The sequence below is a fragment of the Pseudohaemophilus parahaemolyticus genome (assembly GCF_938021905.1).
GTDB lineage: Bacteria > Pseudomonadota > Gammaproteobacteria > Enterobacterales > Pasteurellaceae > Haemophilus_A > Haemophilus_A parahaemolyticus_B.
This window is the reverse complement of sequence record NZ_CALIFA010000064.1, coordinates 1-12,621: the sequence shown is the minus strand read 5'-3', so window position 1 is coordinate 12,621 and position 12,621 is coordinate 1. Positions and strand designations below refer to the sequence as shown.

Below are 12,621 nucleotides of genomic sequence, written 5' to 3'. Positions count from 1 at the left end.
GAGAAGATTATGACCTATCCTCAAGAAGTGAATAAACGCAGAACCTTTGCGATTATTTCCCACCCCGATGCGGGTAAAACCACCATTACCGAAAAAGTACTTTTATACGGAAACGCAATTCAAACTGCAGGTTCGGTGAAGGGAAAAGGCTCAACCGCTCATGCAAAATCCGACTGGATGGAGATGGAAAAACAACGTGGGATTTCTATCACTACCTCTGTGATGCAATTCCCATATAACGACTGTTTGGTGAATCTCCTTGACACCCCAGGACACGAGGATTTCTCGGAAGATACTTACCGCACTTTAACGGCGGTGGATAGTTGCTTGATGGTCATCGACTCGGCGAAGGGTGTTGAGGAACGTACTATTAAATTGATGGAAGTTACCCGCTTACGCGATACACCAATCATCACTTTTATGAACAAACTCGACCGTGATATTCGCGACCCTATGGAATTGTTGGACGAAGTGGAAAGCGTGTTGAAAATTCGCTGTGCACCAATCACTTGGCCTATCGGTTGTGGAAAATTGTTCAAGGGGGTTTATCATATCGCCAAAGATGAAACCTATTTGTATCAATCAGGGCAAGGCTCGATCATTCAAGAAGTGCGTATTGTCAAAGGCTTGGATAACCCAGAATTAGATGCGGCAGTGGGTGATGATTTAGCCCAACAATTGCGTGATGAGCTAGAATTAGTTCAAGGTGCAAGCAACGAATTCGACCACGAAGCCTTCATCAATGGCGAACTTACTCCAGTGTTCTTTGGAACGGCTCTCGGTAACTTCGGGGTGGATCACTTCTTAGATGGCTTAACCGAATGGGCACCAAAACCACAGCCACGCCAAGCAGATACTCGCACAGTAGAAAGCTCGGAAGAGAAATTCAGTGGCTTTGTGTTTAAAATCCAAGCGAATATGGATCCGAAACACCGCGACCGCGTTGCCTTTATGCGTGTAGTTTCAGGCAAATACGAAAAAGGAATGAAGCTCAAACACGTCCGTATTGGTAAAGATGTAGTGATTTCAGATGCACTTACTTTTATGGCGGGCGACCGTGCCCACGCTGAAGAAGCTTATGCGGGCGATATTATCGGCTTACACAACCACGGTACGATCCAAATTGGTGATACCTTCACCCAAGGCGAAACCTTGAAATTTACGGGTATTCCAAACTTTGCCCCTGAATTATTCCGCCGTATTCGTTTGAAAGATCCACTTAAGCAAAAACAATTGTTAAAAGGCTTGGTACAACTTTCTGAAGAAGGTGCGGTGCAAGTGTTCCGTCCACTGATGAACAACGATTTAATCGTGGGTGCGGTGGGAGTACTTCAGTTCGATGTGGTGGTTTCACGCCTCAAAACTGAGTACAACGTAGAAGCGATTTACGAAAATGTGAACGTGGCAACTGCACGCTGGGTGGAATGTTCGGACGCAAAAAAATTTGAAGAGTTCAAACGTAAAAACGAGCAGAATTTAGCCTTAGATGGTGGTGATAACCTCACTTATATTGCCCCAACAATGGTGAATTTGAACTTGGCTCAAGAGCGTTATCCTGATGTAGAGTTCTTTAAAACGCGAGAACATTAAAAATAACGCTATTTATGTTTGAGACAGGCGTCGGATTCGTTTAGAATCCGAAGCCAGAGAGGGGAAAGCGGTTTATTTTCTTCTATAATTCGCAAATTTTCCCTCTCACTCCGAAAATTTTTTGGTTTTTTCCTCCCTCTCCCGCAAGCGGGCGAGAGGAATGATTGTTTTTTTCCATTCATCGATTTTTATGACCACACACAACCTTGCCACCCATCTTTCAGGTGTAATGCCGAAATTACTGAAAACCATTTTAATTGGCTTTGTTCTTAGTTTAACCGTTGTATTAATTATTGCTTTAGCAAAAATCAGTTATAGCTTATTTTTGATGGTACTCAGCCCAGATGCAATTGTGACGAATACTTTAGCTGAGAAAATTCTTAACTTTTTCCTCTATTTCGGGTTCTTAGGACTAATTTCTCAATATTTCCGCAGTGGCTATCATTTTCCGTTACGTTATTTTATTTATACGGGAATTACTGCAATGGTGCGGTTAATTATTGTGGATCACGAAAGTGCAACCAGCACGATTCTCTTTGCAGGTGCGATTTTATTGATGGTTATTGCACTTTGTTTGATTTTATATTCGGATAAAGTGAAAAATATTTAATCGCTTTTTACTTGAAAACCACAACAAAAAAGCCGATATAACAGCCCTATTTTGACAAAACAGCTCAAAAAAATGGTATAATCCACCACTATTTTTGCCTGCTCGAAAAAAACGGAAATCATTATGGAACAACACGTAGATCAACAATTAGAACAACAATCTCAAATCGAGCTTCTGATTGCTCAAGGTCGTGAACAGGGTTATTTGATTCTGTCTGAAGTGCACGACCACCTGCCTGAAGAATTGGTTGATGCAGAGCAAATCGAAGATATTATTCAAATGATCACGGATATGGGGATTAAGGTATTAGAAACAGCCCCTGATACTGATGAGTTAATGCTTGCCGAAAATATTACCGATGAAGATGTGGTAGAAGAAGCAACGAAAGTGCTTTCTACGGTGGAGTCGGAATTAGGAAGAACTACTGATCCTGTGCGTATGTATATGCGAGAAATGGGAACTGTTGAATTACTTACCCGTGAAGATGAAATTCAGATTTCAAAGCGCATTGAAGAAGGCATTAATGAAGTTCAATGTGCGGTAGCAGAGTATCCTGAAGCCCTTGAAGGCGTATTAGCTTGTTATGATGAAGTAGAAGCAGGCAATATGCGTTTAGTGGATTTAATAACCGCTTTTGTTGATCCAAATGCTCAAGAAGAAGATCCTGTAGATGATGATTCTATTCATCTTGATGACGATGCGCATCCAGATGTAGACGATGTTGAAGATGAGGAAGAAGAGGATGATGGCGACAGCAGTAATGCAGATTCTGGCGATGATAACTCAATCGATCCAGAGCTTGCTCGTGAAAAATTTACTGCTCTTAAAGAACAGCACGAAAAAGCGTTATTAGCCATTCGTAAACATGGTCGTACACACGCAAAAGCACGTGAACAAATCAATGCGTTGTCTGATATTTTCCGTGAATTCCGTTTAGTACCGAAACAATTCGATTTACTTGTGGAAACGATGCAGAAATTGATGAAACAAGTGCGTGCGGAAGAACGTCAAATCCAACGCTATGCGGTGGAATATGCGGGAATGAAGAAAGCGGACTTCCTCAAAAACTTCCAAGGTAATGAAACCAGCGAAGCGTGGATGGAAAAAGCCATCAATGCAAAACGTGGTGGTGTGCCGAAATTAGCGAATTATGTTGAGAAAATTCGTATAAATATCGTGAACTTGCAGAATTTAGAACAAAATTCTGGTTTGACCATTGCCCAAATTCGTGAAATTGGTGGACGTATTGCCAACGGTGAATTAAAAGCACGTCGTGCGAAAAAAGAGATGGTGGAAGCAAACTTACGTTTGGTGATCTCTATTGCGAAAAAATACACTAACCGTGGTTTACAATTCTTGGATTTAATCCAAGAAGGGAACATTGGCTTGATGAAAGCGGTAGATAAATTTGAATACCGTCGCGGTTACAAATTCTCAACCTATGCAACTTGGTGGATTCGTCAGGCGATTACTCGCTCAATTGCAGACCAAGCACGTACGATTCGTATCCCAGTGCATATGATTGAGACAATTAACAAACTTAACCGTATTTCTCGTCAATGCTTACAAGAAATGGGACGCGAAGCGACACCAGAAGAACTTGCTGAGCGTATGAATATGCCTGAGGATAAAATCCGTAAGGTGTTGAAAATTGCTAAAGAGCCAATTTCAATGGAAACGCCAATCGGTGATGACGACGATTCGCATTTAGGTGATTTCATTCAAGACGAAAGCCTTGAATTGCCTTTAGATTCCGCAACGGCAGAAAGCCTACGTATTGCAACCAATGAAGTATTGGAAGGCTTAACCCCGCGCGAAGCAAAAGTATTACGTATGCGTTTCGGGATTGATATGAACACTGACCACACGCTCGAAGAAGTGGGTAAACAATTCGATGTAACCCGTGAGCGTATTCGTCAGATCGAAGCGAAGGCGTTGCGTAAATTACGCCACCCAAGTCGCTCTGAAACGTTACGTAGTTTCTTAGACGATTAATCTTTTTTCAAGCGGTCAATTTTTTGCAAAATCTTGCGAAGAATTGACCGCTTATTTTTTTATTTCATCGCTGCTATGAATAAACTTGCTTTTTCCTTTCTTCTTACTCTTTTTTCATCAAATGTTTTGGCTGATGATATTACCCAATCCCTCCAACAATCTAAACAAGAACTTGCAGAACTACAGATCCAAAAGCAACAACGCTGGTTAGAACAACATCAATTCCAATCTACTTCGCAAGCGGTTGAAAATAGCGATTTCTCGCAAATTTGTTTAGATTATCAAGGTGTGAAATTTAAAGGCATAACACTGATTGATCCAACGCCTTTTTTGCCTAAATCGGGTGAATGTTTGAATGAAGCTCGTCTTAATCAGCTGAGCCAACAACTGACTCAAGCCTACGTGGAAAAAGGTTACATTCATAATCCTTTTCAGTTTGAAGACGATCAATCAGGCGTTTTAACCCTGCATGTATTTGAGGGCAAAATTGTTGTTGTGGAAAGCGATAATAAGCGGTTTAATCTTGGACAAATCTTGCCAAATGCGATAGGTAAACCGCTGAAAGTGCAAGATCTCGACCAAGCACTTGATCAAGCGAATCGTATCACGGGAAACCATGTGTCTGTCGACGTTTTGCCAGCTAAAAATGGCGAAGTTAAACTGAAATTTACGAACGAACCGACTTCCCGTATCAATGGTTCAATTGGATTAGATAATTATGCGTCAAGAGCCTATGATCGTTGGCAGGCACGTTTTTCAGTTAGCATTGGGAATCCTTTTGGCTTATCGGATATGCTCTATCTAAGTGGTACGCATACATTAAAATCCCACCACCAATTTAGCCGCTCTGCATTGCTCTATTATTCTTTACCTTATGGTTATTGGACATTCAGTGGCTTTGCATCCGTTTCTCAGTTTAAAACGCCACTCTCACTTCAAACATTAAGCCTGCAGCAAAAAGGACGAACTCTCCAAACGGGATTAACTGCAGATTATGTTTTCCATCGTGGTTCTAACCATATTTCAACATTTTCAACGCAGGTTGAGAAAATTAACAGCAAAAACCGACTAGATGATGTGATTTTAGACCTTCAAAGCCCTAAATTAAGTAATATTTCTATTGGGTTCAATCATTTGCAACTGTTTGAAAATGCCACTTTTGTTATTGATTTCCGCTATGAACAGGGGCGAAATAAAGGCGAAAATCAGCCAGAAGATCGTTTTAGTCGTTGGAATTTTGAGCTGAAATTTAACCGCTATCAACCGATTGGTGAACAACTTTTTCGCCATTCTCATCAGCTCACATCACAATATAGCTACGATTATTTGCCTTCGATTAAACAAGAAGATTTAACGGGACGAAATAGAGTGAGAGGCTTAAATGATTTGAGTTTATCGGCAGAGAAAAATATTGTTTTACACAACGATATTGCTTGGGTAAGAGCAACTGAATTCGGCACATTTTCTCCCTACGTTGGGATTGATTTTGGCGTACAAAAATCCATACAAACGAATGTACAGCGAGAACAAGCCTTTGCTTATGCTGTTGGGTTGAATTGGGAGCAGAAAACCTTTCAAGCTAACCTTGAATGGGCAACTGGACGATTATTTTCTAAAACTGATGGTGTAAAACAAGAGCGATTGTTACTAGGAAATATTTCTTATCAATTTTAAGGAACGGTCATGAGATATTTTGCTAATGGCAGTCATTTATTAGATGAGAACTCGTTAATATGCTAAGAAATAGGAGAATGAAGATGAATCTGAAAAAACTTTTTATTATTCTACCGCTTGTAGGGGCAAGTCTTGCTACTTCAGCTGAAGTTTTAACCGATGTGAATCAAGCGACTATGTTCCAATTTTCTGCAGAAGCGAGTAGAACGGTGGAAAAAGATTTAATGGACGTGAGCCTTTATAGTCGTAAGTCAGGTAAATCGTTAGTTAATCTTAAAAACGAAGTCTCTGTTAATTTAAACAAAGTGCTTGCAGCCGTAAAGCAATATCCTGAAATTGAGGTAAAAGTGGATGGGATTTCAAATCGAGTGAATTACAACGAAAAAGGTAAAGTGGATGGCTGGATTGCAGAGGGTTATATTAATCTGAAAAGTAAAAACTTTTCATCTATTGAAAAAGTGTTAGAAGGTTTGAGTAACCAAGTCGCGATTAATGATATTCGCTTTAGTGTCTCGCCCGAAACGATGAAGGTATTAGAAGATGAATTAACGTTAGAAGTAATTAAACGATTCAAACACAAAGCTGAGGTTGTACAAAAAGGCTTGAATGCAAAAGGCTATCAACTTGTGGATGTACAATTAAATACGCTTAATAGTGAAGGAACTTATTATGGTGTTCGTCCAATGATGGCAATGGCTAAATCAGCAAATTACTCAGAAGAGATGCCATTAGAGGCAGGTAAAGAGATCATTTCTGCGACAGCATCAGGCAAAGTGAAATTTGAATAATAATATTTAAAGCCAAGATGAGAATATTAAAAAAATTATTAGGATTGTCATTATAAAATACAAGTGATATTTTATTATGCCATAAGCTGTATAGGGTGTAGTCGATATAAAAAAACCGACCAAGCGGTCGGTTTTCTTTTTAGTTTTGCAAATTATGCTAACGCTTTGATACGTGCAGATAATTTCGCTTTGTGGTTTGCTGCTTTATTTGCGTGGATTAAGCCTTTAGATGCCATACGATCCACTACTTTTTGCATTTCAAAGAAAGCGGCTTGAGCTGCTTCTTTATCACCTGTTGCTACTGCTGCATATACTTTTTTGATGAATGTACGCATCATTGAGCGTTGGCTTGCGTTGTGTTGGCGGCGTTTTTCAGATTGAACCGCACGTTTTTTTGCTGACTTGATATTAGCCAAGGTCAAACTCCTAAGATATCTGTGTTAAATAAATAAACATAAAACGTGGTTTATGTTGCTATCGATAGTTTTTAATTCATTTTCAACGAGACACGTGCTTGAAAATAACACCGTTTTTCTGTTTAAGAAAACGATAGGGCGAGATTTTATCAGTTTTTTTCTGATTTTCCTATAAAAAAACTGATAAAATTCCGATCAATTTTTGTGATCGTGTGGTATAGCCTATATCAAACAAGCAACCCCCTCTTTGCTAAAGAGGGGATCCTCTTTTAACTTGAGAATACTATGAGCAAAAAACTTCTAAAATCAGGTGTGTTAGTCAGTGGGTTAACCCTCATTTCCCGCGTGTTGGGCTTAATTCGCGATATGATCGTGGCAAGTGTACTCGGGGCGGGGGCGATGTCAGATGTCTTTCTTTTTGCCAATCGCATTCCTAATTTTCTGCGTCGTTTATTCGCTGAAGGGGCTTTTTCTAAGGCATTTGTGCCCGTTTTAGCGGAATATAATTCTGATAACGACTTGAACAAAACCCGTGAATTTGTGGCGAAAGTGTCGGGGTCGTTGGGGTTGGTAGTGTCTGCCGTGACATTATTGGCAATGATTGGCTCGCCTGTTGTAGCTGCACTTTTCGGTACAGGCTGGTTTATGGATTGGCTTAATGGTGGGGCTGATGCGGAAAAATTTACCCAGGCCTCGCTATTGTTGAAAATCACCTTTCCTTATTTATGGTTTATCACTTTCGTTGCCCTTTCTGGTGCAGTGCTAAACACGATTGGTAAATTCGGGGTGATGGCATTTTCGCCTGTGTTGCTGAATGTAGCGATTATTGCGATGGCTATTTTCGGTGCAGGTTATTTTGGGCGACCAGATATTGCCCTTGCATGGGGGATTTTTTTAGGCGGTTTGCTGCAATTCTTATTTCAAATTCCATTTATGAAAAAAGCGGGCTTACTAGTGAAACCGCAATGGGCGTGGAATGATGAGGGCGTGAAAAAAGTGCGTATGCTGATGCTACCTGCTCTTTTTGGTGTATCAGTAACCCAAATCAACCTCTTATTAAATCAAGTGATTGCCAGCTTTTTGGTGACTGGCTCAATCACGTGGCTTTATTATTCCGACCGTTTGATCGAATTCCCACTCGGTATTTTTGGCATTGCAATTTCTACTGTGGTGCTCCCAACGTTGTCTAAAATTGCTAAGCAGAAAGCACTGAATGAAACTGCACGCCAAGCCCAATTCCAAACCACAATGGACTGGGGGGTCAGAATGGTATTATTGCTTGGTATTCCTGCAATGATTGGTATTGCCACGCTTGCCCAACCGATGATGATGACGCTTTTTATGCGTGGCAAATTTGGGCTTTCAGATGTAATTGCTTCGAGTCATTCGCTCTGGATTATGTGTTTAGGGCTGAACAGCTATATGCTAATTAGCATTTTGGCGAATGGTTTTTATGCTAATCAAAACACCAAAACACCGGTAAAAATTGGCTTAATTGCGACCGCTTGTAATATATGTTTTGGCTTACTTGCGATTCCGTTTGGCTACTTGGGGTTGGCAATGGCATCAGCATTATCTGCTGCGGTGAATGCCTCTTTACTTTATCGCCAACTGTCGAAACAAGGGATTTATCACATTTCTCGCAAAACGATTTTCTTTATCCTAAAAGTGGCGATTGCTGCACTTGTGATGGGTGGGCTAGTCAATTATTTCTCGCCACATTTAGAGGAATGGTTTGAAATGAGTACGCTTATGAAAGCCTATTGGCTTGGCTGGTTGATTGTGCTTGCTGTAATTAGTTATTTCGCAATGCTCTTTATTTTAGGCATTCGTAAGTGGGATTTTCGAAGTTGATTCTTTTTCGATTTCTTTCATTGATTGAACTAAATACAACAGGCGGTTAAAATTACCACAGAATTTGCTAAATTGTGTGGCATTTTTGATGCCTAAGGATGAGAAATGAAAGTTGCTGTGTATAGCACTAAAAATTACGACCGCAAATATTTAACCGTTGCAAACGAGAAATTTGGCTCAGCATTTGAGTTGGAGTTTTTCGATTTTATGCTCGATCGTAAAACCGCAAAAATGGCAGAAGGAGCAGATGCAGTGTGTATTTTTGTGAACGATGATGCGAGCCGTCCTGTATTGGAAAAATTAGCGAAGTTAGGGATTAAAACCATTGCTTTGCGTTGTGCAGGGTTTAATAACGTGGATTTACAAGCTGCGGAAGAGCTTGGCATTCAGGTGGTGCGTGTACCTGCTTATTCGCCAGAGGCGATTGCCGAGCATGCTGTGGGTTTGATGCTGACTTTAAACCGCCGTATTCACAAGGCTTATCAACGCACACGTGATGCAAATTTCTCATTGGAAGGTTTGACGGGATTTAATATGCACGGTAAAACGGCGGGCGTAATTGGCACGGGTAAAATTGGGATTGCTATGATGCGAATTTTGAAAGGTTTTGGGATGAATATTCTGGCTTTCGACCCGTTTCATAACCCGATTGTAGACGAGTTAGGAGGCAAATATGTGTCGTTAGACAAGCTTTATGCTCATTCTGATGTGATTACTTTGCATTGCCCAGCGACTGCAGAAAATCACTATATGCTGAATGAAACGGCATTTAATAAAATGAAAGATGGTGTGATGATTATCAATACGAGTCGTGGTGGTTTGATTGATAGCCAAGCGGCGATTGAAGCCTTAAAACGCCAAAAAATTGGGGCGTTGGGTATGGATGTTTACGAAAACGAGCGCGAGTTGTTCTTCGAAGATAAATCCAACGATGTGATTACCGATGATGTGTTCCGCCGTCTCTCTTCTTGCCACAATGTGTTGTTTACAGGGCATCAAGCGTTTTTAACAGAAGAGGCGTTAGTGAATATTTCAGAAGTGACACTGTCGAATATTTTAGACATTGCTAATAACGGCGAATGTGTGAATGCGGTAAAAGCCTGATTTTAGCTATACAAGCGATAGTATTTTCAAGATGATTTGCAATAAGCTATTTGTTGCAAATCATTTTTATTTATAGATAATAGTGCCTATTTTTAACGCATTATTAACTTTTTCTATGAAAATTCTTTACGCACTTTTGGGTTTTATTTTTCTCGGCATCGGCATTGCAGGTATTATTTTACCAGGCTTACCAGGCACGGTTTTCTTGCTGAGCGCTTTGTTCTGCTTTACGCGTAGTTCTGAGCGTTTGCATAATTGGTTTATCGGCACCAAGATTTATCAGAATCATTTGAAAGAGTTTAATGAGCAACGTGCATTGACTAAAAAGGCGAAGATGCGGATTCTGATGATCGGCACAACGGCGATGGGCATTACGTTTTTTATTAGCTCATCGTGGGTCATTAAGAGTATTATTTTATGTGCGTTGGTGGTGAAATATCTGGTGTTCTTTTTCTATATTAAGACGTTGGATGAAGATATGCCTAATTTGCAAGAAAGTATAGAAAATTGACCGCTTGAAAAATAAATAAAAGAACGCCCGTCTATGTGTGAACATAAACGGGCGTCTCGTTATACAAGCGGTTAATTTTGCTTGTCATTTTGTAAAAGAATTAAGCGTAGTACATCTCAAATTCCACTGGGTGTGGAGTCATATTTAAACGTTCTACTTCTTTACGACGAATGCCGATGTAGGCTTCGATAAATTCTTTGCTGAATACGCCACCTTGGGTTAAGAAGTCGAAATCTGCCGCTAACGCATCTAACGCTTCACCTAACGAACTAGCTACCGCAGGAATTTCTTTTAACTCTTCTGGCGGTAAATCGTAGAGGTTTTTATCCATGGCATCGCCTGGGTGGATTTTGTTGATTACACCGTCAAGACCTGCCATTAACAATGCTGCAAAACACAAGTATGGGTTTGCTAATGGATCTGGGAAACGTGCTTCTACGCGAGTTGCTTTCGGGCTAGTTACCGCAGGAATACGGATAGATGCCGAGCGGTTACTTGCCGAGTAAGCTAATAACACAGGGGCTTCAAAGCCGGGTACTAAGCGTTTGTATGAGTTGGTTGATGGGTTGGTAAACGCATTCAACGCTTTAGCGTGTTTGATGATACCGCCGATGTAGTAAAGTGCTGTTTCAGATAAGCCTGCGTATTTGTCGCCCATGAACACGTTTTTGCCATCTTTGCTTAACGACATATTACAGTGCATACCTGAGCCGTTATCGCCTGCGAATGGTTTTGGCATAAAGCACGCGGTTTTGCCGTGTTCAAGAGCTACGTTTTGCACTACATATTTATAGATTTGGGTTTCGTCTGCTTTTAAAGTTAAGCTGTTGAAACGGGTCGCAATTTCATTTTGACCTGCGGTTGCCACTTCGTGATGGTGTGCTTCGATCACTAAGCCCATCTCTTCCATAATTAAGCACATTTCTGAACGAATATCGTGTGCCGTATCGATTGGCGCAACGGCACAGTAGCCACCTTTTTTCAATGGACGGAAAGCGTTGTTACCATTTTCATATTTGCGGTTGGTGTTCCACATCGCTTCAACATCATCAATATGATAAGAGACATTTTGCGGATCGGTTGAGAAACGCACATCATCAAATAAGAAGAATTCGGGTTCTGGGCCGAACATTACGCTATCTGCGATCCCTGTGGATTTTAAAAAGTTTTCCGCACGAATTGCGATAGAGCGCGGGTCGCGGTCGTAGCTTTGCATTGTGTTAGGGTCGTAGATGCTACAGCGGAGAGAGAGGGTAGGGATTTGAGCGAATGGGTCAACAACAGCAGTTTCAGGGATTGGCATTAACAGCATATCTGCTTTGTTAATTGCCTTCCAGCCTTCAACCGATGAACCATCGAACATCTTGCCTTCTTCGAAAAGATCTTCAAGGTCGTCAGCGACAAGGCTTACAGGTAAAGAAACACCGTGTTCCTTGCCCTTAATATCGGTAAATCGTAATAAAACGAACTTGATTTCGTTTTCACGAATCATTTTTGCAACGTTTGCGATTGCATTAGTGTTTGACATTTGGCTTCCTCATTAAATACACAACGTGAAATAAAGCAGATAATAACATTTCTCTTCACTAAATAGTGAGATTTTCATTAAGAAAAGCAGAAAATTTCCTTTAATGCGATGAGTGATGTTAGAATTTATGCAATAAAAAGATAATTATCACGCAATTTGTATGAAATAAAAACAAATGAATGAAAATATTAAAATTTTTTTAAAAAGTGCTAGACAAGGGGAGTCTAAATCTATAATATACGCCTCCGTTGCGACGCACTAATCAAAACAACGCGTTCGTAGCTCAGTTGGATAGAGCGTTGGCCTCCGGAGCCAAAGGTCGCAAGTTCGAATCTTGTCGAGCGCGCCAGAAAGTCAATGCGATGAACAACTAATCAATGGTGGCTATAGCTCAGTTGGTAGAGCCCTGGATTGTGATTCCAGTTGTCGTGGGTTCGAATCCCATTAGCCACCCCATCTTCTCATTGTTGAGAAATCTGACGGCGAGTAGCGCAGCTTGGTAGCGCAACTGGTTTGGGACCAGTGGGTCGTAGGTTCAAATCCTATCTCGC

The 12,621-nt window shown here is 40.8% G+C and carries 10 protein-coding genes and 2 tRNA genes; 10 read left to right on the top strand and 2 right to left on the bottom strand.

Translation table 11 applies throughout. The features are described 5' to 3' along the window. The first annotated feature begins 9 nt into the window (after positions 1-9). The 5 genes from prfC (at position 10) to QMF79_RS06200 (ending at position 6,657) form a co-directional block, all read left to right on the top strand. Positions 10-1,590, top strand: a complete 1,581-nt coding sequence (gene prfC / locus QMF79_RS06220) for a peptide chain release factor 3 (protein WP_040218238.1) — start codon at positions 10-12, stop codon at positions 1,588-1,590. Between the two features lie 190 nt (positions 1,591-1,780). Beyond that, positions 1,781-2,200, top strand: coding sequence for a phosphate-starvation-inducible protein PsiE (psiE, locus tag QMF79_RS06215; RefSeq protein WP_111313369.1), 420 nt, complete (start codon positions 1,781-1,783; stop codon positions 2,198-2,200). Between the two features lie 123 nt (positions 2,201-2,323). Beyond that, a complete protein-coding gene (gene rpoD / locus QMF79_RS06210) occupies positions 2,324-4,195 on the top strand; it encodes an RNA polymerase sigma factor RpoD (protein ID WP_281773146.1) in 1,872 nt (623 codons plus the stop codon). Positions 4,196-4,270: 75 nt separating this feature from the next. Continuing rightward, positions 4,271-5,869 carry a ShlB/FhaC/HecB family hemolysin secretion/activation protein gene (locus tag QMF79_RS06205; protein WP_345739943.1) on the top strand — a complete coding sequence of 533 codons (1,599 nt, stop codon included), beginning with the start codon at positions 4,271-4,273 and terminating at the stop codon, positions 5,867-5,869. A gap of 83 nt (positions 5,870-5,952) precedes the next feature. Continuing rightward, positions 5,953-6,657 (top strand): SIMPL domain-containing protein, encoded by a 705-nt coding sequence (locus QMF79_RS06200; protein WP_281773144.1) that lies wholly within the window; start codon positions 5,953-5,955, stop codon positions 6,655-6,657. A 152-nt stretch (positions 6,658-6,809) separates the two neighbouring features. Here the strand turns inward: QMF79_RS06200 and rpsT are convergent, their stop codons facing one another. Next, positions 6,810-7,073, bottom strand: a complete 264-nt coding sequence (gene rpsT, locus QMF79_RS06195) for a 30S ribosomal protein S20 (RefSeq protein WP_281773143.1) — start codon at positions 7,071-7,073, stop codon at positions 6,810-6,812. Between the two features lie 285 nt (positions 7,074-7,358). On the opposite strand from rpsT, the gene murJ reads away from it, so the two are divergent. The 3 genes from murJ (at position 7,359) to QMF79_RS06180 (ending at position 10,542) form a co-directional block, all read left to right on the top strand. Continuing rightward, positions 7,359-8,927 carry a murein biosynthesis integral membrane protein MurJ gene (gene murJ / locus QMF79_RS06190; RefSeq protein WP_281773142.1) on the top strand — a complete coding sequence of 523 codons (1,569 nt, stop codon included), beginning with the start codon at positions 7,359-7,361 and terminating at the stop codon, positions 8,925-8,927. A 105-nt stretch (positions 8,928-9,032) separates the two neighbouring features. Further along, positions 9,033-10,031 carry a 2-hydroxyacid dehydrogenase gene (locus tag QMF79_RS06185; RefSeq protein WP_281773141.1) on the top strand — a complete coding sequence of 333 codons (999 nt, stop codon included), beginning with the start codon at positions 9,033-9,035 and terminating at the stop codon, positions 10,029-10,031. 115 nt (positions 10,032-10,146) lie between these two features. Continuing rightward, positions 10,147-10,542: a YbaN family protein gene (locus QMF79_RS06180; RefSeq protein ID WP_281773140.1), complete on the top strand. Its 396-nt coding sequence runs from the start codon at positions 10,147-10,149 to the stop codon at positions 10,540-10,542. 100 nt (positions 10,543-10,642) lie between these two features. On the opposite strand, the gene glnA is transcribed toward QMF79_RS06180, so the two are convergent. Continuing rightward, on the bottom strand, positions 10,643-12,070 hold the full coding sequence (gene glnA, locus QMF79_RS06175; protein WP_119222242.1) for a type I glutamate--ammonia ligase: 1,428 nt from the start codon (positions 12,068-12,070) through the stop codon (positions 10,643-10,645). Between the two features lie 272 nt (positions 12,071-12,342). Here glnA and QMF79_RS06170 point away from each other — a divergent pair. Together QMF79_RS06170 and QMF79_RS06165 are read left to right on the top strand one after the other, a co-directional pair. Beyond that, positions 12,343-12,419: transfer RNA gene (locus QMF79_RS06170), tRNA-Arg, on the top strand. Between the two features lie 31 nt (positions 12,420-12,450). Beyond that, positions 12,451-12,526 (top strand) — tRNA-His (locus QMF79_RS06165). Positions 12,527-12,621: the final 95 nt, after the last annotated feature.